The organism is uncultured Paraglaciecola sp., assembly GCF_963977085.1.
Classification (GTDB): Bacteria; Pseudomonadota; Gammaproteobacteria; order Enterobacterales; family Alteromonadaceae; genus Paraglaciecola.
This window is the reverse complement of sequence record NZ_CAXBNC010000004.1, coordinates 67,749-90,013: the sequence shown is the minus strand read 5'-3', so window position 1 is coordinate 90,013 and position 22,265 is coordinate 67,749. Positions and strand designations below refer to the sequence as shown.

Below are 22,265 nucleotides of genomic sequence, written 5' to 3'. Positions count from 1 at the left end.
AAAAGAGCGCCGGATAATAGCAGACATCAATTAGCTTAGTGCGGTTAGAGAGGGATAAGTTACCAACATTATTATGCTCGTATACCAGAAACAATAAAGGCCGTAACTTGTATACAAGCTACGGCCTTTATTACTCTTAAAACGAATTAAGCGTTATAAGTAGACGATGATGTATTACCACCTCGTCCTGTCCAATTAGTGTGGAAGAATTCACCTCTTGGTTTATCAGTGCGCTCGTAAGTATGGGCACCAAAATAATCACGTTGTGCTTGTAACAAGTTAGCAGGTAAACGTGCAGTGCGATAACCATCGAAGTAGTTAAGGGCAGCCGTTAAACAAGGTGCGGGTACACCAGTGGTAATGGCATTCACCGCCACACGCCTCCAACCCTCTTGGGCTGCTACAACTGTATCTTTAAAATAATCATCTAGTAAAAGATTGTTTAGTTCAGGATTTTTATCAAAGGCTTCTTTAATTTTACCTAAGAACGCAGAACGGATGATACAACCACCACGCCACATCAATGCGATGCCGCCATAGTTTAGGTTCCAGTTAAATTCTTTGGCTGCTTCACGCATCAAAGTGTAACCCTGTGCATAAGAAACAATTTTAGCGGCTAACACAGCCTGGCGTAAGTCTTCAATAAAAGCAGCTTTATCACCATCAAAGGTTTTAGCTGGACCAGAGATGACCTTAGAGGCTTCAACACGCTCTTCTTTAAGGGCAGAGATACAACGAGCAAATACCGACTCAGCAATAAGCGTTAATGGCACACCTAAGTCAAGCGCCACTACACCTGTCCACTTACCTGTGCCTTTTTGGCCAGCAGTATCAAGAATTTTTTCAACGAGTGGACCGCCATCTTCATCTTTATAGGCTAAGATATCACGGGTAATTTCGACTAAATAACTGTCTAATTCAGTGGTGTTCCATTCTTTGAACACTTCATGCATTTCGTCAGCCGACATGCCCAGAACTTCTTTCATAATTTGATAGGCTTCGCACAACAACTGCATATCGCCATATTCAATACCGTTATGAACCATCTTCACAAAATGGCCAGCACCGTTTTCACCTACGTAGTCACAACAAGGCGAACCATCATCAACCTTAGCTGAGATATCTTGAAAAATAGGTTTCACTGCTTGCCATGCTTCAGCCGAACCACCTGGCATGATTGAAGGGCCTTTTAATGCGCCTTCTTCTCCACCTGATACACCGGCACCCACAAAGTTAATGCCTTTTTCGGCGCAGTATTTTTCGCGACGAATTGTATCTGGGAAATGTGTGTTTCCACCATCAATAATGATGTCACCTTTGTCTAATAAAGGTAAAAGTTGCTCAATTGTGGCATCGACTGGTGCCCCTGATTTCACCATAATCATAATTTTACGAGGAGTGGCTAGTGATTGAACTAACTCTTCTACTGAATAGGCACCGCGAATGCTTTCGCCTTTTGCTCGGCCATTAATAAAGTTTTCAACCTTGTCGGTGGAGCGATTATAAGCAGTGACAGTATAACCTTTACTTGCCATGTTCAGAATCAGGTTTTCACCCATGACAGCAAGGCCGATTAAGCCGATATCAGATAGTGTTTTCATAAAATTCCAATGTTTATTTAAATTAACAATGCTTGCTTAGCGATTTAACATTATACGTCAAAACGTTGAAGTAAAGTCCAAAGGGGTAGGGCCAATTGAACCAAGCATTTTAAGGTATGGCTTATAATAACCACTAAAACGAAACTTAACACTTCATAAATGCATAAATAAATAACGCATTAGTATATGAAATAATCGGTATGACCAATTATTTCTACAATATTTGCATTACCTACTCCTCCCCCTCGCCCCCAAAATACAGTTAATCACTACCCCGCAATGAATGCACAACAGGTTGATTGATGTATTGTCGTAAAGGCCAATAACAGGCGAAGAGTGATAACAAAGTAATAGGCGCGATGGTCAGTACAAAAGCGAACAGCAAATTTCCATTTAGATAGGTAATTAAGTCTTGTTTAAGTCCTAAAAACAGCCCTAGCCCTAGCAATACCAACACACTCGTTAGCATGCCAAGAAAAATCATCGAGGCATTGTCTTTTAAGATCAGTAAAATCACATCCAAACGTTTAGCACCTATGGCTAATCGAGTACCAATTTCAAAGCGGCGCATTTGGGTGCTGTAACTTAAAATGCCGTACAATCCTAAACCGGCCAAAACAAAGGTAATCATTGCCAAAGCGCCGCTGGTAAAAGCGGTAGTGTATTGCGCAAACAAACGCTCAACCCGGCGGGATTCCAATGTGGACAAACTAAAGAGTTTTAGCTCGCCGGAGACTTGTTGCAAAACATCCACTATTTGCTCTCGGGTGAGTATTTGGCCCACCTTGGTTTTCACTAGAAACATATTTCTGGTGGGTGATGCAGGATAATAAAAACGTGGCTCAATTGTGGTTTGCCCAGGAATCAGTATACCTTTAACCACACCTATTACAGTTGCACCATTATCAAACTTCAAACCCAGCGCGTTACCATTTGGTGCCAGTTGTTTAGCAAAAATGTCATTTATTATTACGACATTATTATTATCATTAAAATCCGCTTCACTGAAATAATTACCCGCTAATAAGGGTTGCTCTACTAGTTGAAAATAACGGTGATCAACATCTTTGGCTCTGATTGAATAACGTTCTTCGCCACCCAAGCGACCCAATGCTAGGGTAAAAAAGGGCATAGGTGCCATAGACTGGCTGACGCCTTCTACCTGAGGTAATGCTGTTAATTTATTCCTCACTTCAGACACATTTGCCCGTAAACCATTGCGCTGCTCTTCATTAACCTTAGGTAAAGAGAGCACTAAAAAGGAAATGTTTTCTGTTGCAAACCCTGATGGACGTTGAATAGTGCTTACCGCTTCATTGAATAACACAATATTAATAAAAACTAATACAGTCACTATAGAAATTTGAGCTAGCACTAAGCCCTGTCTCACTTTCTTTGACACTTGTATGCCGGTGCCTTTGCCACCACTTTGCATTGAACGATTTAACTCACGATAATCAATCATCCTCATACATAAATAAGCAAAGAACCAAGCAAAAAATACCACTAACAACAAAGCGCAAGCGAGGGTACTAAACTGCAAAGACAACTCATCTATTCTTGGCAAATAGTGATTTAAAAATAGCTGCATGCCTTTAAACCCTAAAGTGGCGATATAAATAGCAATAAGTGTGGCCACCCCCAGCAACAATGTCGATTCTGCTAACAACATTGTAAATACTTGCCGACGAGAAGCACCTATTGCAGCGCAGATAGCGAGTTGTCGGCTGCGTTCCACTGTTCGTGACATAAACAAATTTGCGATATTAGTCATTGCAATCAGTACTAAACCCAATACCCCAGCCAATAATAAATAGACTGTACTTTGGCTATTAGCCAAAATTACCGACTGCAATCCATGCAATTTAACGCCAATACTCCAATCATTAAAAAATTGATGTCCAGCCACCTGTTGTTGCCAATTATCACTCACCAAACTAGCCAGTTGTTGCTCAACTTGAACCGGCGAATGTTCTGACTTCAATTTACCTAACATCATCAAGCCACTATCATCGTTACCCCACTTTTTGCGCTCACTGGGACTAACAGAGTTAAAATCCCAAGGTAAAAACACTTGGGATTTATTACCGACTCCGTAGATTTGAGGCTCAATGAATTTTTCGCTCAACACACCAATAATGCGATAACTGACGTCACCAAACTGTAGCTTCTTCGACAAAATGTCAGTATCAAGAGCAAACTCATCTTTCCACGTTTGGTAGCTCAGAATTGCAACTGGGTTGTAGGTATTCAGCGCCTCTGTTGCTGCAAAGCTTCGCCCCACTGCCATATCTGCACCCAACAGTGAAAACCATTCTGGCGTAATAAAAGAAATTGGAAGAGTAGGATGAGATGGCTGAGAAACAAGCACATCAGCATCGTAGTACATTACGGCTAATTCACTAAACACAGTCTGCTTAGCATACAGATGCATCAAGTTAGGATAAGTGAAGGCATTACCATCAACGTCGCCATTTCTATCAATCAAGTTATGCTCAACTGTAAAGAGGCTGTCACTTTCTGGGTAAGACAGTGGTGATACTAATAATAAGTACGCCAAGGTAAACACACATAACAGCGCCCCAAATGTGAGACTCATTGTCGTAACAACAGCAGTAACGAACCCAGGCTTGCCTTTAAGGCTAGCCCAAGCTTGTCTCAGTAAATAGTGAGAATGATTCATAACGTATTGCCTAATCACTGCCACGCAATGAACGAATTGCTGGATGATTAATGTACTGACGTAATGGCCAATAACATGCAAAAAGAGACAAAAGCGCAATAGACAAAATCGTAAACAAAAATATTGGCAATAAATCAACATTCATATAAGCCGACAAAACATCTTTGTAACCGATATACGCCCCTAGCATGACCACTATGCTTGAAGCCACTCCCAGTACAATCACCCAAGCATTATCTTTGACAATCAGCCCCACCAGATCTTTGCGTTTGGCACCAATAGCCATACGAGTACCCAGCTCAAACCTTCGCATTTGTGTGCCGTAACTTAAGATGCCATACAAGCCAACGCTGGCTAAAAATAAGGTAATAATAGCCAGTGCTGAGGTGGTAGTGGCAGTGGTATATTGGGTAAATAGTCGTCTCTTTTTCTCGCTTTCCAAAGTATCCAAACTAAATAGCGCATATAAGCTACTCACACCACTAATTGCTGCAACGGCCTGCTCTCGACTGACTCTTTGCCCATCACGTAATTTCAGGGTCATTTGCGCAGTGCTTAAAGATGATGGCGTATAAACCCGCATTGGGATCTCCGTTTGAGCCGGCATTTTTACGCCTTTCACTATACCGATAATGGTGAAAGGCTCATCACCTGGACCAGAGGAAAGCTGAAATCCTAATGCACTGCCTTCAGGATTAAGTCGCTTGGCAAACACATCGTTGACTATCATTACCCGCGCTCGGTCTTTCACATCAGCTTCACTAAAGTCATCGCCTTCAAGTAATTCTTGGTTAAACATTTGAAAATAATGGTGGCTGGCACTTTTACTTTCAGGTGTGAAATTTTCACCCGATGCGACTGCATTTAAAGCCCACAAACCAAAGCCGTTCAAAACAGAACCAGATTGCGAAATACTCTCTACTTCAGGTAATTCTAATAGTATTTTCTTAAGTTCAGTCATAGTGGCAGCCACTTCTTCCACAGGGGGAAATTCTGGTGCTGACACTGATAAACTCAGTTGTTGCATATTCTGCACATCGTAACCAGTGGGTTGATTGATAGTGCTAACCGCTTCTTTAAACAAGGTGATGTTGGCAAAAACCAATACTGTTGCAATCGCCACCTGGCTTACAATCAGCCCTTGCCTAAAACGCTTAGACACCTGTACACCTGTACCTTTACCACTGGCTTGCAACATAGAATTTAGGGCACGGTAATTAATCATTTTGCTACTTAGAAAAGCAAATAAAAGCGCAAATGCCAGCGCCAAAATTATCGAAGCAATAAAGGTTATATAGTTAACACCTAGCTCATTAACACGGGGTAACTCAGTTGCTAAGTTTGCTTTTAAAATAGAAAACCCCAAAGACGCGACGACTAGTGCAACCAATAACGAAAGCGCCATCAACAAGCCTGACTCAGCCAATAAACCACGAAACAGATGGGATTTTTTTGCCCCAAGAGCCGCATATATAGCTAATTGTCTTTGCTGTTCGGCGGTGCGTGACATAAACAAATTAGCGATATTGGCAAAGGCAATTAAAACCAACCCCACTACCCCAGCTAACAATTTATAAACAGTATTTTGACTGTCACCCACAATAGCTATTTGCAGCGATTCAAGTTTCATTTTGATAGACCAACCGCTAAAGAAGGGGATTGACGCGACATTCTCTACCCAAGTGTCACTCACTAAAGGAGTCAGGATTTGTTCTGCTTGTGCTGCGGTCAATGTGTTTTTGAGTTTGCCCACAAAAGTCAAAGCACCACTAATATTGCCCCAACGCTCTTTCATACGTGCATCAAGGTTATAATCCCAAGGAAACCACATACCCACATTACGCCCAGTTTGTCTGATTTGCGGCTCCACAAAGTTTTCACCTAGTACCCCAATGACTCGAAAGCTCACACCACTAAATGACACTTTTTTATCAAGTATATCTGCAGCAGATGCAAATTCGTCTCGCCAGGTTTGGTAACTGATCACTGCCACTGGATTAAAAGTATCCAATGCCTCTGTCTCTTCAAACGCTCGGCCCATCTGCATATCTGCACCTAATAATGCAAACCATTCAGGGGTGACATAACCTGTACTTAGAGTGGGTTGGTTAGGCAAAGATGTGAGGACATCCTCGCCATATTGAATCAATGCGGTGCTATCAAACACCTGTTGATTTTTGTATAGGTGGATTAAACCTGGATAAGTAAATGCCGTGGCATTGGTTTCCCCTGAGCTGTCTCCAATGGCATGATTAACCTTATAGAGCTTTTCTTGCTCAGGATAAGGTAAGGGTTCAACAATCAATAGATACCCTAAGGTTAAAATACATAGCAAAGCCCCTAAAGTGGTGCCCATAGTGGTCACAACAGTAGCCACAAAGCCCACCTTTTTTTTAAGGCTCATCCAAGCTTGTTTTTGCTGGTAGAGAAACTGGCTCATACCGCCTCCTGCAACTCTGGAGTGGTTAAGATTGAACCATCTAATAATTTAAGCTGAATGTTGGCCATATCGGCATAACGCGGGTCATGTGTCACCATACAAATAGTGGTGCCACTGTCATTGAGTTTTTCCAAAACGTCCATCACTTGATCGCCACTTTTAGAGTCCAAGTTTCCTGTCGGTTCATCCACCAGCAAAATGGCTGGGTTAGCCACAAGGGCACGTGCAATGGCGATACGCTGTTGTTGTCCACCAGAAAGCTGATTGGGTTTGTGGCTAGTGCGATGGCTCATGTCGACTAATTCTAGACACTCATGCACTCGGTCCGAAATCTCTTTTTCGCTGGGTACTTTGGTTTTGTAACGTAAAGGTAAAGCCACATTGTCGAAGACTGATAATTCATCAATCAAGTTAAATGACTGGAAGATAAAACCAATTTTGCTGTTACGGATTTCCGCCGCTTCATCTAGAGACAAATCTGTCACATTGGTGCCTTCGATAAAATATTCGCCACCAGAAGGCATGTCCAACAACCCTAAAATGGATAACAAAGTCGACTTACCACAACCAGAAGGGCCTGAAATCGATACATAATCACCTGAGTTGATAGTGATATCGATATTCTTTAGGGCATGGGTTTCAAGCTCATCTGTTTCAAAAATTTTAGAAATGTTTTTCATTTGAATTTTAATATCGCTCATAAGTACTGTCCTTTAATTGTCTGTAATTTGTTTTTTAGGTTATTAATTATTGTTAGTTAATGTTGATGCTTTGACTGGTCGTTTGAAGATTCGACAAATCAGAAATAATGAATTGTTCACCTACCGATGCGCCCGACAAAATTTGCATAAATTGTCCGGCTTGTGCGCCAAAACGTAACTCTTGAGAGCTGGCATTGTCCTGTGCATTTAATCGGTATAAAGAAGCACTAACATTTGCCTTAGCACCAGCAGGTCGTTTGATAAAAACCACATTTTGTAAGGTGTCGGCAATGATGACTCCGTCTACGCTAAGTTGTGGCCTAGCGCTAGCTGGCAAAGAAGCAGGCAAGGCTATTTCAATTTCTACGGTATTGTTATCAACAACAGGATCAATACGACTCACCACACCTTCAATTTTGTCTCGGCGGGTATCTATAATGGCGACTTTACCTACTGTGATTAGCTGGGCTTGGCTTTGGGGTACACGAATCAGTGCAATCAAATCAGTCACGCTACCTATTAAAGCAACTTCCTGTCCTGCGGCGAGACTCTGTCCTAGCTCAACAGATAAGCGTTGTAACACCCCAGCAAAACCGGCTCTTACGGTTAATTTATCTAAACGTGATTCTGCGATACTTAACCGCCCTTGCTGTTGTTTTACCCGCTCATGCTGAATATTGACCGATTCTTGGTGCACCAATTTAAGCTGCTCTATACGTTGTTTTAGAATAGCAATTCGTTGTTTAAGTTGTTTTTCATCTAAGACTGATTGCTGGAACGTCAGTTGCGACACTATGCCCTGTTTCACTAATTTTTCTTCTGCAACACGTTTTAGTGACGCAGTATCAAAACGCGCGGTAATTTCCGCCAAGTTTGCCGTTTCGTTGAGGATTTCACGCTGATTATTGAGTTTCAATTGACGCAAATTAGCTCGCACCTGAATTAACTCTTGTTGTGCATTTTCAACTTGTAGTACTAACTCTGGGTTTTCTAAACGTACTATCACACTGTTAGCACTGACTTGGGCACCGGGCTTGAGTACTATCTCTTTCACCGTAGCGGATGAAAATGAAGTAATTAGTTGCTGCTTATCAGATGTTAAGGTGCCGTATCCCTCAATGATAACTTCTAAATCACCTTGCTGAACCGACTCAATTATCAGGCTTTCTCTGTCCACAGACACAGCTGCGTTTTTGGTCACAGCAACATAGACCAGTACCCCAATCACGGCGATCAAAGCTATCAATAAATTACTTTTAGTGAGTTTAAGAGATGAGGATTTTTTGGTTTTTACTACGTCCATTTTATTGGCAACTCAATTATTTTTCGGTTTCAATAACCTAACTGCTACAAGAGTTGTGCCAAAAACAAAAGTGCTTACTATTCATACACTTAAAAACAAAGAAATGTTTAATGCATATATTCAGTCCGATATCGGACTAGGATAGTCCGATATCGAAATGTACTGAGGGCGAAAAAAATGTGAAGTTCAAGTAGGTGTGAAGTCAATCCGCTCAACTACAGTGGCAACCACTGCCAGCCTAGTATGGATAGGGTAGATACGCTTTTTTGTTCTGCAAACACCCTTTGTATGGCAAGCTATCTCCACATTCATACAGCAATCTAAATGCATTAAATGACGTCGAACCAAATATTCTACACTTATACTTTATTGACCCTAGCCTTAACTTTGCTAGGTTGTAGCCAACCCGATGCTATTGTGAAATCTGAGTTTCAATATCAGTATACTCAAAGTAAAGTAGTAGATGGAAAGCTCTCAAAAAACGGTCATTATACAGCCCTACTGGACGTTAATAACCTTACCCTTTGGAATAACCAGAACCGCTCAGTTGTGAAAACTTGGTCAACACCTTTCAATGCTTATCACACAGCAATTTCTAATAATAGCCAACGACTCGCTATTGCTGGTAAGTTTCAAATCGCTATTTACGACGTGGACAGTGACCAAGCTACAAGTCAATGGGATGTACATAGCTTCTTAGACGACGCAACAGTTACTGTTATTCAACTTCATGATTTAGGTGATATTGTTTTGGTGGGCATGTCAGACGGTGGCATTCTATTCTTCGATTTACATAAAGGTATACATTCTAAATTTGCCATGCATACCGGACCCGTGTCCCAATTAATTTACCAGTCTTCAATGGAGATTTGGTCTGCCAGCACAGACGGTAGCATCGCTTTTTGGCAAGCTACAGATGGTAAACTAGTGGACGAGAAACAATTACCTCATAGAGTGATGGCTTTAGCCGTATCTGAGAAATTCATGTTTGCGGCTGACAACTTATACTCACAAAAGATATGGACTCGAGGTGATGATAAAGTGATTACCGAATTAGATATTGAACATGACTGGTTATTTTTGAAAAAAGCCTTATTTGTCGACAATAATACAAAATTACTCACGGCCTCAACAAAACAAAACATCTGGTTGTGGGACAGCCACTCCGGGAAAATGCTCAGCCATTGGCAATTAAAGATAGTAACTTTAGGCACCCATTTACTTGATTGGGGTATTAACGAGCAAGGGCACTTACAAACCATTAACTCAGATGGCATATTGGAACTATGGCCTAGAACACATTTCGCAGGCTAATACTTACCATTAGCATCCAACTTTACTCCTCAAAAAATACACTCTAGTATTTTTAGGTATCCGTATTGTGTAATACAGGCAAGACCAGCGTAACTGTCATTCCTTTTTGAGGCGCTATATTATTTTTAATATCAATGGTACCGCCATGCTGTTCAACAATGTTGCGGCAAAAAGTGAGGCCTATTCCCTGCCCTTGTTGTTTTGTGGTAAATAACGGCACAAATAGGTTGTCTGTATTCGCCAAGCCATGACCGTTATCAACGACTTTAATCAAAGATTGTTGCGCCTTTTCTTTGATTTCCACTTTGACTTCTGTGGCCTCTGCTTCAAAGGCATTTTTGAATAGGTTGATAAATACTTGTTCAATAAAAGTGGGGTCTGCCCAAAGCCATTGCGTCTTATTTACAAAAGTCAGGTTATGTTGGGAAAACAAAGCATTTAGACGCTCCGTAAACACAGGGACGTGAATTTTTTGGATATCCAGAGCCAAAGTTTGTGACAAAGAGGAGTATCGATTAACAAAATCTTGCAAATGATGGCATCGCTCGGAAATTACCGCTAATGCCTGTTGATCTCTGGTTGAAACGGACTTACTCGCTAGACTTTCAGCCAAGGAAGATACGGGTGTAAGTGAATTACGAATTTCGTGGCCCATAACACGGATGATTTGCTGCCAAGCATTCAACTGGCTAGCACGAATAGCTGAGTCAATATTAGTAAATACCAGTAATTGATGGCGTTCACCACTGTCAATAAATTCACTTTGACTCACATGCCACTGCTGATCTTGACTCGGTAATTGCCAGCCTTTGTCAGTGTAAACTAACCCGAGTAATTTAGGCGAAGCAAGGCGATACATTTGCCATGGTTGCCCAAATAAACTCGAAAAAGCGGCATTCGCATAGCTTAACTTTTGTTTTTGATTAAACACCAACATAGGTGTGTCCAATTGATCTATCAGTTGATACAAGAGTAAAGCATGTTGATCATATTGAGATTTATGGGTCTGCATTTGTTTACTGAGCATAGTCAGCTCATCATGAAAGTGAGCAGTGACCCCTTCTTTAAACTCAGACTTAGCGTACTGATTATAATCTTCCACTTTGACTGCTTCGATATGTAACAGCGCGCGGTCAAAAGACGAAATCACCCTATGTTTGACACGCATTACCACCAATAATAAAAACAAACTGACCACAACTAAGGTCAAACCAATATTCCACGCTTGCCACTGTGCAGACACTAAAATCCAACACAGTAACAACAACGACAGTAACGAAAAACAAGCTAAAACAGTAAAAAGGTAAACGCTTAAACTGTTACTTCTGAAGATCGGCATATTTTTCTAATCTTCGATAAAGTGAGGATTTTGTGAGGCCCAACAATTTTGCGGCCTTAGGTACGTGCTGGTCAACTTGATTAAGGGCTTGAGTAATAAGCTGCTTTTCAGCGGTTTCTAAGGTCATCATAGGTAAGTTAGTGCTTACTGAATCGACCTCTTGGCTGGATCTTATATTGAGATCACCAACAGATAAAGTGTCACCCCGACATAATAAAACCGCTCTTTCCATTAGGTGACTCAACTCTCGAATATTGCCTGGCCAGTGATAATCTTGCAAAGCACTCATAGCGTCATGACTCAGTGTAATATTAGGTTTTGTGTACTTCTTACAGTACATGTCAATAAAGTGTTCCGCCAAAGGAACAATATCTAAAGTACGCTCTTTTAAGGATGGCACTCTAAATTCGATGGTGTTGATCCGATAAAATAAGTCTTCACGAAATAACTCTTTTTCAATCAACTCTTTAAAATTGCCGTTAGTCGCGCTGATCATACGTATTGAAGTAAATTGAGTTTGGCTAGAGCCTAGCACCTCGTATTCACCGGTTTCTAATACCCGTAATAGTTTGGCCTGTTGTGATAAAGGAATATTGGCAATTTCATCTAAAAACAAGGTCCCATTTTTAGCCAATTCAAAGCGGCCGATGCGACTAGACTTGGCATCAGTAAAGGCACCTTTGGTGTGCCCAAACATTTCACTTTCGAATAAAGACTCTGAAATGGCGCCCATGTTAACGGCAATAAATGGCCCACTACTCACCTGTGACTGTGCATGAATGTAACTGGCCAATTGGCTTTTACCTGTCCCATTATCACCGGTAAGCAATATGGCAACATTGGCACCCGCGACACTATGAATCTGCTGCATCAGCTCGTCCATACATGGCGAAAGCCATTGATAATCACCTTTTTCTATCTCAGTATTCTCTAATCGTTGCTGCAGTTTTTGATTTTGTTTTTTAAGACCACTCACTTTGATTTGTTGCGCCACCACTTGCAGTAAGCGTTGATTTTTCCAGGGCTTTTCAAGAAAGTCTCCGGCACCCAATTGCATGGCTTTTACAGCTAATTCGACGTTAGACCAAGCGGTCATGGCGATCGCGGGAATACCTAACTCAGCCTTATTTAACCAGCTCAATAACTCTAAGCCTTCCTCACCAGAGGTGGTATCACGAGAATAATTCATATCCAGAAGTATTAGATCAAACTGTTGCTGTTTGATTAACTCCTTTGCCATAGCGGGACTTTCAGCTTCGGTGACTTGATAATGGTTGTCTTCAAGTACAAAGCGCGCACTAATACGCACATCTACTCGGTCATCAACCACCAACACATTGAGTTTACTGGAACCTACAGTAGGCATCTGTCGCCCTTTTATTTAAAAGTTAGGGTAATCTCAGCAAATCATACAAGATGTGCGTCAATAAATATAAGACTGACATATTGTTTTCAATTACAAGTCTGATAGCCGTTACTAATTATCTTTAAAAAACAAACCAAAACTCATGTTGGCTTGTTTATTCCGATAACTTAACACTAAAACAGTCAACAACAAGGCTAACAACTCAGTACTAGGCGCCGCGTACCATATTCCCCATTCGTCAAAGAAAAAAGGCAGAATAAAAATCAAAGGTAATGAAAACCCATAGGTTTTCATTATGCCTAAAATACCAGCCCGCTTTGCATCACCAATTGCTTGAAAAAACATACTAACCATCATCTGCGGCCCAACTAAAAAAAGCGCTAAGATGGTCAAAGGCAAAATTCGAATCACTTCGCTAATAACAACTTGATCACTGACAAAGAGTGCGCCTAATTCGCCTTTAAAACTAAAAACAATAAGCTGTAAACAAAGGCAGTAAATAAAAGACACACCTAACGCAATTTTGATACTTGCATTCACTCTGCCTAGCTCATTTGCCCCAAAGTTATTGCCCACTATTGCTTGAAAGGCCATGCTCAAACCTAAAAGAGGCAAAAAGATAAAGGTCATTAAACGCGTGATAATGCCGTAGGCGCCTACTGTGGAGGTATAATTTTCGGCTCCCCAGCTTTGCAAACTATATAGAATTGCTGCCGACGATAGGGCTAAACCTATATAATTTAAGCTAGATGGCGCACCTAATGCTAAAAACCGCGACCAATGCTGTCGTGATTTTGAAAATCGAATAACCTGAAGTTCAAGGTCACTTGGCTGGTACTTACGATAGAAATAGATGATTAGCAGTGACATGGCCTGTGCCAAAACAGTGCCATAAGCTGAACCTTGTACCCCCCAATTCATTTCTACAATCAGCAAATAATTAAATAGCCCATTTAACAGCACCGAAAAAAGAGAGATAAAGGCCATAAATGCGACTTTACCTTCACACCGTAAGCTGTCTCCATTTATGCTTAAAATAAAGACCAAGGGCGAGAAAAAAACCAAAATTGCAATATAGCTATAGCTCATAGCTGCAATCTCAGTGACATCATTACTCACCGATGCGACTAATGCCTTCCCTCCCATAGAAAATAAAACAATCAACAACACACACACTACTAAAGACAAACTTATGGCTTGGGAAAAAGTTTCTACCGAATTAGCGCGATCTCCAGCCCCTAACTGCCTCGCCATCAAACTTGCAAAACCATTAGAAACTAAAGTAGACAAAGCCACAATCATGATAAAAGCTGGAAACATAGAAGTAACAGCGGTTAACGCGTCAGCACCTACAAACACGCCAAGAAAATACGCATCGACCAATGAAAACGAACCATTTACCAACATAATCAAAATGATAGGTGCAGCCGTTTTAAAAAAAACCAAAGGCAAAGGCGCATTCAGAAAACGGTTGCTTTTAGATGACTCTGTCATGTGGGTGTTGCGCCACTATGTAAATCTGAAATAGCCATAAACTTGGCCATAACAAACTCTTTAATATCGCTAGACCATGTCGCAATCGCCGCTTCAAAGCTGACTTTACTGTTACGATATAAGGCACGACTTGCTTCTTCAAAGCCCGGTTCATCTCCCAAAAATGTCAGCATAAATTTATCTAATTGCTGTTGTTTAGTGCATATCACGTCTTCCGTTGAGGCATTTTTTTGAGCCTCATCAATTAAGCGCCGCAATGCCGCCGAAGCCCCTCCCCTTTGAGTAGATAACCACTCCCAATGACGGGGTAATAAAGTCACTTCTTTTGCTTTAACACCGAGTTTGGGTCGCCCCCGTTTATTAGCCGTTGTATTCCCGCCAGTAGCTGCCTTTAACACTGTGGCCGCATCGCCGTGCCAACTAAAGTCAATTCTTTGGCAACTTTGTTGCTCGAATACCAAAGGTTCGATTGGAGTTTGTAACGCTTTTACCTGATAAATGATGTCTTCAAGTGAGCCCCTTGAAACCACCTTATTATCGTAAATTGCCAGATATTGATTATTCATTTTGCTTTCTTATTTGCCTAAGTCAAAATAATATTACCCATATAAAATAATTTAAACAACATTTTATTAATTTAAATTGGTTAAATATTATTTACTAGGACACAATAAACCTCGGTTAACTTGGTCGTTTTATAAAAAGTGAGATTTCAAAGCAGTCCAGGAGGTATAAATATTAGATCCATTTATAGTGAAAATAATGTCATGGTGTGTAGGTTAAAAATGCTTGATGTGAGGACTACAGCAGCTTCTTGAATAGGAGAAACTTAATTCGCCTATATTTTTTTGGTGAACGCAGCACTGGCATGAGCAGTGACTCTTGTACTTACTGCATTTGACTGTGCTACATTAGATTTGTCGCTAGAACATGAAACAACAGAGCGCGGTGCAATTGCATTGAGTTATTTGAATCATGAGGTTGTCAGTTGACATTATTGTTATTGCAGCGTTTTGGGGGTTAAGGTCTTTGTGCCAAAAACTAACACTTCCAAAACCAAGATACTTATCGTTTTTCAATAACCTGAAGGAAACGCAATGGATCACCTAAGCGGCTTAGATGCGGCCTTTTTACACTTGGAATCACCTGAAACGCCTATGCATGTTGGCGGCCTGAGTATTATGGAGCTGCCTCCTGAATATTCAGGAAATTTTATGGATGATGTGCGTACTCACATCCAAAACCGTATGCACATGGCCCCTATTTTTCAGCGTAAGCTTATTAATATGCCATTCGATATTGCCAACCCTATATGGGTGATGGACGAAGCTATCGATATTGATTATCACATTCGCCATGTCATTGTTCCGCCCCCAGCAACACGTGCAAACGTAGATAAACTGGTAGCGCGATTACATTCTAGTTTATTGGATCGCAGCCGCCCTTTGTGGGAAATGCATATTCTCGATGGTTTACCTGTTCCCGATGACTTACCTAAGGGCACCCGCTATGTGGGACTCTATTCTAAAATGCACCATGCAGCGCTCGACGGTATGGGTGGGCAAGTGTTAATGGAAGCCATTATGGATATCTCTGCCGTGCCCCGTGCCCCGAATAAACGTAAACGCCGCAGAGAATCAACTAGGGGTGATAACTACGGTATTGCCGAACTCACTGCCTCAGGGGTGATGCACAACGTCAGCCAATCCATTAAATTGACCAAAAACCTGCCAAAGTTAACACTTAAAGCCTTTGATATGTTTAAACCGGCTAAAGCGCCCGACGGCAGTAATGCCGAGCGTTTAAATTGGCTTGCGCCGAAAACTCCGCTCAACGCGACTATTACCAATCAACGTAGTTTTGCGCGCTTTTCCATTCCATACTCCGAAACTAAAAAAATCGCTAAAATCAACCATGTCAGCCTCAATGACGTCGTTATGGCTATCTCAGGGGAAGGCATGTTGCGTTATTTTGCTGATGAGGGATTTTATCCAGCGGAGCCTTTGTTGGCGGCCATTCCTGTCAGTGTTAGACCTGAAGGCAACACCGAGCTGAGCAATCAAGTATCAATAGCCCGAATGAGCCTAGCGACTACCATTAAAGATCCACTGGAAAGGCTACAAGCAATCAAAGCCTCCTCGACCCACACCAAATCATTGATGTCTGATGTAAAAGCCATCATGCCGACTGATTTCCCTTCGATTGGTGCGCCTTGGCTAATGAGCAGCTTAGCCTCAACACTGACGCGAACCAGAGTCGTCAATGCCGTGCCACCCTTTGCTAACGTTTTGATTTCTAATGTTACCGGACCTAACATTACCCTGTACTTTGCAGGTGCTAAGCAAATCAGTACTTTCCCAGTCTCGATCCCTTATCACGGAATGGGACTGAATATTACCTTGCAAAGCTACAACGGTTGGCTCGACTTTGGTTTAATCTCTTGTCAGAAATTGATGCCCGACATACACGAACTGGCGCAGTATATGAAAGATGCACACCAAGAATTACTTGCCCTTAGTGAAAGCACAGCGGTTGCACTCCCTTCTGAAACATCGACTGAAAAACCCACAAAAAAGTCAGTTGAAAAAGCAACTGTCAAAAGTTAAATCCAAGCAGTGACGTCTAAATAGAAGTCACTGCTTTTGTTGTTTAAATACCCCTAGAAACTAATTTTAATCACGATTGAATAAAGGGTGCCATAGTTGCCATCAGTACATCAATATCAACGGGTTTTCCACTATGGGCATTCATGCCAGCTGCAAGGTAAATGGCCACATCTTTTTCAAGAACGTTAGCCGATAGTGCAATGATAGGAAGCTGCGAAATTTTAGGGTCAGGGTGTGCTCGAATGACTTTAGTTGCCTGTATTCCGTCCATTTCAGGCATATGAATATCCATTAATATAATTTGAAAATCATTGTCTTGGTTAAGTAAATCAATGGCTTCTTTACCATGATGAGCAAGAGTAACAATCGCCCCTTTTTCGACTAATAAATGGTTAATTACAATTTGATTTATTTCATTATCTTCAACTACCAATACATGCACGTTTTCTAGCGTAGCCTCTAGGTTTACCGACGTATCCGTCACCTTACTATTAGTAATACATTGCTCAATAGTGTTGAATAAGATGTCAGAAGGACAAGGCTTACTTAACACATAATCAATGTTCAGCAGTTCTTTAGTATTTTCTATTATCGAGGTTTCGTAGGCTGAAATGATTATAATTTTGGGTGCTGATAATAAATCTAATTTGTTGACTTCTTTAATAAAACTCGCGCCATCCATGATTGGCATAGTCCAATCCGTAACTAGTACTTTTATGTCATACTCTTTATTTTGTAATGCCAGTAATCCCTCTTCAGCGCTAAGCACAGCAATAGGCCTCACACCTATATTGACAAAAAAATCTGATAACACTTCTAGTGCAATAGGGTTGTCATCAACAACAAGAATATCCACATTACCTGGAATATAGTCATGCTCACCAGTGCTAATCAGTACGTTTTTATTGACCTGTAAAAGCATCGAGGCGGTAAAACTACTGCCTACATTTTTACGACTCGTAACACTGATGTCCCCACCCATTGTATGACAAAGTTTTTGACTAATTGCCAACCCTAGGCCAGTGCCACCATATTTTCGAGTAGTAGAGGTGTCTGCTTGGCTAAACTTGGTGAATAAATGTTTGATATCACTTTCTTCCATACCGACACCAGTATCGGAAATTTTAAATTTCACCTTAAAATCTTGCTCAGAAAATGGCACCTTTTCCATGGAAATAATCACTTCAATCTCACCGCTTTCTGTGAACTTGAGGGCGTTACCACAAAGATTAATCAAAACTTGATTGATACGAAAAACATCTCCAATTAAATCAGGGTAAAACACACCCTCTAGTTTGATAGTAAAGCGAATACCTTTTGCTTTGGCTTGTTCATCAAATGACACTTTAAGGTTGTCTATCACGCTGTGAATTGAAAATGCTTTTTGCTCTAAGATGATATTGCCGGAATCAATTTTAGAAAAATCTAAAATATCATTGATTACAGTTAATAAATGTTTACCAGAAAAAGTTAATTTTGCGAGGTATTCCCGTTGTACATTATCCAGTTTTGTTTGTTTTAATAATCCGCTTAACCCTATTACGCCATTTAACGGTGTTCTTATTTCGTGACTCATATTGGCCAAGAACTCAGTCTTTGCATTCTCAGAGACTTTTGCTTCTTCAACTGCTGTAGCTAACTGCTTATTTTTATTAATTAACTGATTTTTTTGCTTAACCAGTTCGGAGGTTTTACGCTCAACCTCTAGGGTTAAGTTACTTTGAATCGATAATAATGAATGAACAATAAAAGTAAGGGCAAAAGTTAATAAAACTCCGGCGATAAATAATTCAAATAATAAGCTGTCGGGATTTTCCAGCTTTTGGTCAAGGGGCGTGATAATTAATTCGAATCGATTATTCACTAGTTGTATGGGAAAAGTAAAACTTATCTTAGGTTGCTTGATATCTCCCGATTCTAGTAATTGCTTATCAGGGTAGTGATAAAAATTGTTACTTTGATCTTTAAGTAAATAAGTAAAATTTCCAGCTTCCCCGCCAGTGACATTCTGTATAAATAAACTTGAAATATACTGACTAGAAACAATTAAACCTTTGGTCTCTGGCGTATCCGCGTTTGCTGTTTCTTTGGTTAGAATAGGGTGCACATAAAGAATAAATGGCTCTGTTGTTATGCCTTTTATTGGTTTAGAAAAGTCAGAAATGACGGGGGTTTGATTCTGAATGACTGGAAAAATTAACGGGCCTATAGGAGACTCTCGCAAAATATTTCGCCCGATAAAGGATTGGTCAGTAATCTCAGGAAAGGTGTAACTTAATACTGAATAGTGACCATCGACTATAGTGGCCGGCGAAAATTGTTTTGGAGGCGTAAAATCAAAAATTGAAAAATTGCTATATTGAGGTTCGGGGTTTTCTCTAAATTTAGTGATGACATCATTGATTTTTTCAGCAGGAAATCGATAGATAGAGGATACCCGCCTGCCCTCTGGAAACTCCGGAAAAACCCTGTTAACAAACTCCGAAAATTCCGCATAATTAACCCAACTGGAAGAAGTAAAAAGATTCGCAACTGAGGATATTTGAAAAAATGAACGTTGGAATTCAGCTTCAATATCTTTGGCGTAAATTTTTGCTCGTTGTTGATATTTATCTAAGGTGATACTTTTTTCTTTAGTGACCGCCGATTGATACATGAATACAGAACACATAATACCAATTATTAAGACTATCCAAGGGTAGTACTTAGTATTTGTAAATATCAAACTGTTTAGTTTCTGTTTCATAGACATTTAAAATCTTATCCTCCCAGTTAGACCAAGAGATCTTGACTCACCTTGGGCGCACAACCGAGTAATTTCTGGCGAGGCGCCTGGAGCGACAGATCGTTCACTACAATATTGTTCATCTGTTAGATTTTTAGCCCAAAATGCAAGTTGATATTCTCTATTGTTACCAAATATCCATAATGCGTTAACCGTTAATATAGCAGTAGAACTCTCTGAAAAATTATTAATCCATATTTCACTATTGCTACCAGCCAACTGATGGTTATGTTTACCGAAATAGGCGTAGTGAAAACTCAGCTCTATATCACTATGATTCAATTGATAATTTTTAGCCGCAAAAACACTATAACTCCATTTAGGTGTATTGGTTAACGTGTTTCCTGTTATCACTTGGCTTTGAAAGCCCGCGATATTGTCTTCAGGAATACCTGTGGTATCTAGATTGCCGTTAGTTATCTCGCTATCTAACCAGCCGATGCCTAAATTAACCCGTAATGATGGTGATATTTTCCAGCTTAGATCCAACTCAGCACCTAGAGACTCAGCCTCTGGTAAATTCACTAAAGACGCAAATAAATCAGCGGGATTACCTGGATTGTAGACTAAGAAAAATTGATAATCCTGCCATAGATTTTTAAAAACGGCAGCATTGATACGTAGAGATTTATTATATAGGTCCGTTTTAAAACCTATCTCAGTGGTGATTAAGGTTTCAGGCTTAACCACTTTATCAAGTAAGCTTTGATATGCAGTGGTTGTCGGGTTGGAATTAACCGCGCCCATCTTAAATCCCCGAGACAAAGCACTGTAAATCATCAGATTTGGGGATACACGGTAGTCCAATGCAAACTTGCCTCCCCATTCATTAAACCGCTCGTCTATTTGCGCTGAAGCAGGAAAACCACCGTTTGCCTCAATAAAGCGATTGGCTCTATCAAATCCCAAATAATCAGAAAAACGATCAAAATCTTCATTGCCTAAACTAAGCCAACCTAAACTACCTAAGGGGTATTCTTGGCCTGCAAGATCCATCATCATGCCAACAGAATTTACTGTGGGTGTTAATTTTTGTCTTGTCCAGCGAAACCCAGTGGTGACATTGAGTTTTTCCTTAAGCTCATAAATGAATTGTGTATATGCTGAGAAAGTTTGACTTTTATGTTCAACCCAAGCGCCTCTGTCAAACATAGGACCAATACCGGCATCCTCAATATTATCATCAGGTCGACCAGGGCCTGCAGGATCAATTAACGCAGCTTGTAATAAATCCCCCTTTTCATCATTGTAAAGTACCCCAGCGATCCACTGTAATGGCTGTTGCGAATTCGATTGCCACTGAAATTCTTGTGAAACAGAAGCAGTATCTGTGGAGTTATAGATTAACGACTGATAAACACTGGATTCTAAATGTTGACTGCCCCAATCATCCATTCGTTTAGACTTAACGTTTTCAAAAGAGGATATACCGTTAAATATATAATTATCCTGCTGTAAATTAACTTTAAAGTAACCACCTAAGGCATCGATATCATTAGGTGGATTGATGATCGAAGAGTGATTTTTAGACAAGTCATGGTCGTCTAAATCAATGAGACCCTCAGCACTTACAGCGTTAATTGGGGTTTTAACTTCAGCTATTTGCCTTTGTTTACCACCGTATAAATTGCCCGTTAAGCTTATATTTTTTGCTAATTGATAAGCCAGTTGCAACCGTATCCCATGCTGATCTATATCGTTAAATTCAGTGTTATTGCCTTCTATTTCACTGCTGACCAAACCATCTCTGTGATGGGAAAAACCAGCCAATCTGAAACTAAGTTGTTCGCTGACATTAGAAGAAAAAGCGCCTTTAGCAAAAACCTGGCTGTTATTGCCTAAAGTGACCTGACCATAGCCGCTAGTGAATTCATCCTTGAGAGGTCTATTTGTTATAAAATTAATTGCACCACCTGTGGTATTTTTACCATAGAGCGTGTTTTGTGGGCCTTTGAGCACCTCCACTCTATCAATATCAAACAAGGTGAAATTAGCCAACATAGGATTAAAAATGGCGACGTCATCGACATAAATCCCCACTGCTGCAACAGAAGAAAGATTAAATCCGTCCATTCCCACACCGCGTATATAAAAATTACTCATACCACTTATCGAACGGGTACTGTTCACATTTGGGATCAGAGTCGCTATTTCTGAAGACTGATGAATAGTGACTGATTCTAAGGTTTCTGCAGAAAGTGCCGTAATGGAAATGGGAATATTTTGAACTGATTGAATACGCTTTTGCGCCGTCACTTCTATGACATCAAGTGTATCTGCTAAGGTCTCACTGGCAGATATAGCTAGGCAATAAAAAAAACAGCCATAAAAGCAAACTAACATGCTGAGTTTTTTTACATTAATAATGTTAAGAATAATTTGTTCCTACAACAATACGATGCAGCATTGCCCTATCAAATGACTTAACGTAGCATTTATATATAGAAGACGTTTGTAAATGTGAGAAGTTGTTTGTCACTTTTTTCAATCTTTTGAGTGGCGCAAGCTCTCACAAAATAACAGCAAAACCCATAAAACAGTCAAACATATCCCTATCCACAAACTCAATATTCGCTAAATTTTTTCACTCGGGAATAAGTGATTTTTTAAAAGACATGTCGCCTAACCTATAG

At 40.5% G+C, this 22,265-nt stretch carries 13 protein-coding genes; 2 read left to right on the top strand and 11 right to left on the bottom strand.

Translation table 11 applies throughout. The features are described from left to right. Positions 1 to 146 precede the first annotated feature (146 nt). The 5 genes from gnd to AAC000_RS06175 all read right to left on the bottom strand — a co-directional run bounded on the left by gnd (position 147) and on the right by AAC000_RS06175 (position 8,728). Positions 147 to 1,601 carry a decarboxylating NADP(+)-dependent phosphogluconate dehydrogenase gene (gnd, locus tag AAC000_RS06195; protein ID WP_339721045.1) on the bottom strand — a complete coding sequence of 485 codons (1,455 nt, stop codon included), beginning with the start codon at positions 1,599 to 1,601 and terminating at the stop codon, positions 147 to 149. Positions 1,602 to 1,863: 262 nt separating this feature from the next. Next, complete coding sequence (locus AAC000_RS06190) at positions 1,864 to 4,284, bottom strand: ABC transporter permease (protein WP_339721044.1); 2,421 nt, start codon at positions 4,282 to 4,284, stop codon at positions 1,864 to 1,866. Between the two features lie 10 nt (positions 4,285 to 4,294). Continuing rightward, entirely contained in the window at positions 4,295 to 6,724 is a 2,430-nt protein-coding gene (locus AAC000_RS06185) for an ABC transporter permease (RefSeq protein ID WP_339721043.1), read from the bottom strand. Beyond that, positions 6,721 to 7,425: an ABC transporter ATP-binding protein gene (locus tag AAC000_RS06180; RefSeq protein ID WP_339721042.1), complete on the bottom strand. Its 705-nt coding sequence runs from the start codon at positions 7,423 to 7,425 to the stop codon at positions 6,721 to 6,723. The genes AAC000_RS06185 and AAC000_RS06180 overlap by 4 nt, the downstream gene beginning before the upstream one ends. A 52-nt stretch (positions 7,426 to 7,477) precedes the next feature. Further along, the gene (locus tag AAC000_RS06175; protein WP_339721040.1) at positions 7,478 to 8,728 is read right to left on the bottom strand and encodes an HlyD family efflux transporter periplasmic adaptor subunit; all 1,251 of its coding nucleotides are present in this window, start codon (positions 8,726 to 8,728) and stop codon (positions 7,478 to 7,480) included. Positions 8,729 to 9,061: 333 nt separating this feature from the next. Here AAC000_RS06175 and AAC000_RS06170 point away from each other — a divergent pair, with 333 nt between their 5' ends. Next, positions 9,062 to 10,042, top strand: a complete 981-nt coding sequence (locus AAC000_RS06170; protein ID WP_339721038.1) for a WD40 repeat domain-containing protein — start codon at positions 9,062 to 9,064, stop codon at positions 10,040 to 10,042. A gap of 52 nt (positions 10,043 to 10,094) precedes the next feature. Here the strand turns inward: AAC000_RS06170 and AAC000_RS06165 are convergent, their stop codons facing one another. The 4 genes from AAC000_RS06165 to AAC000_RS06150 form a co-directional block, all read right to left on the bottom strand. Beyond that, positions 10,095 to 11,381: a HAMP domain-containing sensor histidine kinase gene (locus AAC000_RS06165; RefSeq protein WP_339721036.1), complete on the bottom strand. Its 1,287-nt coding sequence runs from the start codon at positions 11,379 to 11,381 to the stop codon at positions 10,095 to 10,097. Next, a complete protein-coding gene (locus tag AAC000_RS06160; RefSeq protein WP_339721035.1) occupies positions 11,362 to 12,747 on the bottom strand; it encodes a sigma-54 dependent transcriptional regulator in 1,386 nt (461 codons plus the stop codon). Before AAC000_RS06160 ends, AAC000_RS06165 begins: the two co-directional genes overlap by 20 nt. 111 nt (positions 12,748 to 12,858) lie before the next feature. Continuing rightward, a complete protein-coding gene (locus tag AAC000_RS06155; RefSeq protein WP_339721033.1) occupies positions 12,859 to 14,241 on the bottom strand; it encodes an MATE family efflux transporter in 1,383 nt (460 codons plus the stop codon). Then, positions 14,238 to 14,807, bottom strand: coding sequence for a DUF2239 family protein (locus tag AAC000_RS06150; protein WP_339721031.1), 570 nt, complete (start codon positions 14,805 to 14,807; stop codon positions 14,238 to 14,240). The genes AAC000_RS06155 and AAC000_RS06150 overlap by 4 nt, the downstream gene beginning before the upstream one ends. 531 nt (positions 14,808 to 15,338) lie before the next feature. On the opposite strand from AAC000_RS06150, the gene AAC000_RS06145 reads away from it, so the two are divergent. Further along, the gene (locus AAC000_RS06145; protein ID WP_339721029.1) at positions 15,339 to 16,847 is read left to right on the top strand and encodes a wax ester/triacylglycerol synthase family O-acyltransferase; all 1,509 of its coding nucleotides are present in this window, start codon (positions 15,339 to 15,341) and stop codon (positions 16,845 to 16,847) included. A 70-nt stretch (positions 16,848 to 16,917) separates the two neighbouring features. On the opposite strand, the gene AAC000_RS06140 is transcribed toward AAC000_RS06145, so the two are convergent. Further along, positions 16,918 to 19,599, bottom strand: coding sequence for a response regulator (locus AAC000_RS06140; protein ID WP_339721028.1), 2,682 nt, complete (start codon positions 19,597 to 19,599; stop codon positions 16,918 to 16,920). Next, positions 19,600 to 21,975 carry a TonB-dependent receptor gene (locus AAC000_RS06135; RefSeq protein ID WP_339721027.1) on the bottom strand — a complete coding sequence of 792 codons (2,376 nt, stop codon included), beginning with the start codon at positions 21,973 to 21,975 and terminating at the stop codon, positions 19,600 to 19,602. It abuts the gene before it with no gap. Positions 21,976 to 22,265 lie beyond the last annotated feature (290 nt).